A 3153-nucleotide genomic window follows, 5' to 3' on the forward strand; every position below is an offset into this window, starting at 1 on the left:
TTCCGTCTCTGCGATTTGTTTTGATCGTTTCGTGTGTTCAAGTTTTTAAGGGCATACGGTGGATGCCTTGGCATCAGGAGCCGATGAAGGACGTGGGAGCCTGCGATATGCCTCGGGGAGTCGGCAACCAGACTTTGATCCGGGGATTTCCGAATGGGGAAACCTGGCACCCGTCATGGGGTGTCGCCGCCTGTTGAATGTATAGGCAGGTTGGTGGGAACGCGGGGAAGTGAAACATCTCAGTACCCGCAGGAAGAGAAAACAATAGTGATTCCGTGAGTAGTGGTGAGCGAAAGCGGAGGAGCCTAAACCGTGCGCGTGTGATACCTGGTAGGGGTTGCGTGTGCGGGGTTGTGGGATCGCCCTGTTGGATCTACCAGTCCGGCGAGAAGTTATAAACCGCTCGAGTAGTCGAATGGCATGGGATGGCCGACCGTAGACGGTGAGAGTCCGGTAGACGAAACTTGTAGTGGCTTCTGGGTGTTTTCCCGAGTAGCACGGGGCCCGTGAAATCCCGTGTGAATCTGCCACGACCACGTGGTAAGGCTGAATACTTCCTGGTGACCGATAGCGGATCAGTACCGTGAGGGAATGGTGAAAAGTGCCCCGGTGAGGGGTCGTGAAATAGTACCTGAAACCGTGTGCCTACAAGCCGTCAGAGCCTCCTCGGTGAGAACTTGTTCTTGTCGTTGGTGATGGCGTGCCTTTTGAAGAATGAGCCTGCGAGTTATGGTGTGTGGCGAGGTTAACCGGTGGCGGGTAGCCGTAGCGAAAGCGAGTCTGAATAGGGCGTTTTAGTCGCATGCTGTAGACCCGAAGCGGGGTGATCTAGCCATGGGCAGGGTGAAGCGCCGGTAAGACGGTGTGGAGGCCCGAACCCACCAGGGTTGAAAACCTGGGGGATGACCTGTGGTTAGGGGTGAAAGGCCAATCAAACTCCGTGATAGCTGGTTCTCCCCGAAATGCATTTAGGTGCAGCGTCGCGTGTTTCTTGCCGGAGGTAGAGCTACTGGATGGCTGATGGGCCCTACCAGGTTACTGACGTCAGCCAAACTCCGAATGCCGGTAAGTGAGAGCGTGGCAGTGAGACTGCGGGCGATAAGGTTCGTAGTCGAGAGGGAAACAGCCCAGATCATCGGCTAAGGCCCCTAAGCGTGTGCTAAGTGGGAAAGGATGTGGAGTTGCTGTGACAACCAGGAGGTTGGCTTAGAAGCAGCCATCCTTGAAAGAGTGCGTAATAGCTCACTGGTCAAGTGATTCCGCGCCGACAATGTAGCGGGGCTCAAGCACACCGCCGAAGCCGTGGCATTGACACGTAAGTGTTGATGGGTAGGGGAGCGTCCTGCAGCCGGCGAAGCCGCCGAGTGATCGAGTGGTGGAGGCTGTGGGAGTGAGAATGCAGGCATGAGTAGCGAATGGAGAGTGAGAAACTCTCCCGCCGGATGACCAAGGGTTCCTGGGGCAGGCTAATCCGCCCAGGGTAAGTCGGGACCTAAGGCGAGGCCGACAGGCGTAGTCGATGGACAACGGGTTGATATTCCCGTACCCGCTGGTATGCGCCAACGCTGAATCCTCTGATGCTAACCGCCCGAGCCGCTTTCGTTCCCTTCGGGGGATGGGGGTTGGTGAGCGTGGGACCCGATGGGGTAGTAGGTGAGTGATGGGGTGACGCAGGAGGGTAGCTCAGCCCAGGCGATGGTTGTCCTGGGGTAAGCATGTAGCCCGGTGTGCAGGTAAATCCGTGCGCCGTTGAGGGTGAGATGTGATGCCGAGCCGTTTTAGGTGAAGTGAGTGATCCCATGCTGTCGAGAAAAGCCTCTAGCGAGTGTACCGGCGGCCCGTACCCCAAACCGACTCAGGTGGTCAGGTAGAGAATACCGAGGCGATCGGGTGAACTGTGGTTAAGGAACTCGGCAAATTGCCCCCGTAACTTTGGGAGAAGGGGGACCAGGCCCGGTGAAGGAGTTTTCCTCCGGAGCTGGGTGTGGTCGCAGAGGCCAGGGGGAAGCGACTGTTTACTAAAAACACAGGTCCGTGCGAAGTCGTAAGACGCTGTATACGGACTGACGCCTGCCCGGTGCCGGAACGTTAAGAGGACCGGTTAGATCTTTCGGGGTCGAAGCTGAGAATCTAAGCGCCGGTAAACGGCGGTGGTAACTATAACCATCCTAAGGTAGCGAAATTCCTTGTCGGGTAAGTTCCGACCTGCACGAATGGCGTAACGACTTCCCCGCTGTCTCAACCACAGGCCCGGTGAAATTGCAGTACGAGTAAAGATGCTCGTTTCGCGCAGCAGGACGGAAAGACCCCGGGACCTTCACTACAGCTTGGCATTGGCGTTTGGAACGGTTTGTGTAGGATAGGTGGGAGACGGTGAAGCTCGCACGCCAGTGTGGGTGGAGTCATTGGTGAAATACCACTCTGGTCGTTTTGAGCGTCTAACCCGCGCCCGTGTATCCGGGTGGGGGACAGTGCCTGGTGGGTAGTTTAACTGGGGCGGTTGCCTCCTAAAGAGTAACGGAGGCGCCCAAAGGTTCCCTCAGCCTGGTTGGCAATCAGGTGGCGAGTGCAAGGGCACAAGGGAGCTTGACTGTGAGACGGACGTGTCGAGCAGGTGCGAAAGCAGGGCCTAGTGATCCGGCATCTACGTGTGGAAGTGGTGTCGCTCAACGGCTAAAAGGTACCCCGGGGATAACAGGCTGATCTTCCCCAAGAGTCCATATCGACGGGATGGTTTGGCACCTCGATGTCGGCTCGTCGCATCCTGGGGCTGGAGTAGGTCCCAAGGGTTGGGCTGTTCGCCCATTAAAGCGGCACGCGAGCTGGGTTTAGAACGTCGCGAGACAGTTCGGTCCCTATCCGCTGCGCGCGTAGGAGAATTGAGAGGGTCTGTCCCTAGTACGAGAGGACCGGGACGGACGAACCTCTGGTGTGCCAGTTGTCCCGCCAGGGGCACGGCTGGTTGGCTACGTTCGGTCGGGATAACCGCTGAAAGCATCTAAGCGGGAAGCCTTCCTCGAGATGAGTTCTCCCTCCCCATCTTTGGTGGGGGTAAGGCTCCCAGTAGACGACTGGGTTGATAGGCCGGTGATGGAAGCGCGGTAACGTGTGGAGTCGACCGGTACTAATAGGCCGAGTGGCTTGAACACACGA

The 3153-nt window shown here is 57.4% G+C and carries 1 rRNA gene; it reads left to right on the plus strand.

Annotation, left to right across the window (positions count from 1 at the left end):
• Window positions 1-35: 35 nt before the first annotated feature.
• Window positions 36-3149 (plus strand): 23S ribosomal RNA (locus ABD296_RS48820).
• The last annotated feature ends 4 nt before the right edge of the window (window positions 3150-3153 follow it).

Source organism: Actinomadura napierensis, assembly GCF_039529375.1.
Lineage (GTDB): Bacteria > Actinomycetota > Actinomycetes > Streptosporangiales > Streptosporangiaceae > Spirillospora > Spirillospora napierensis.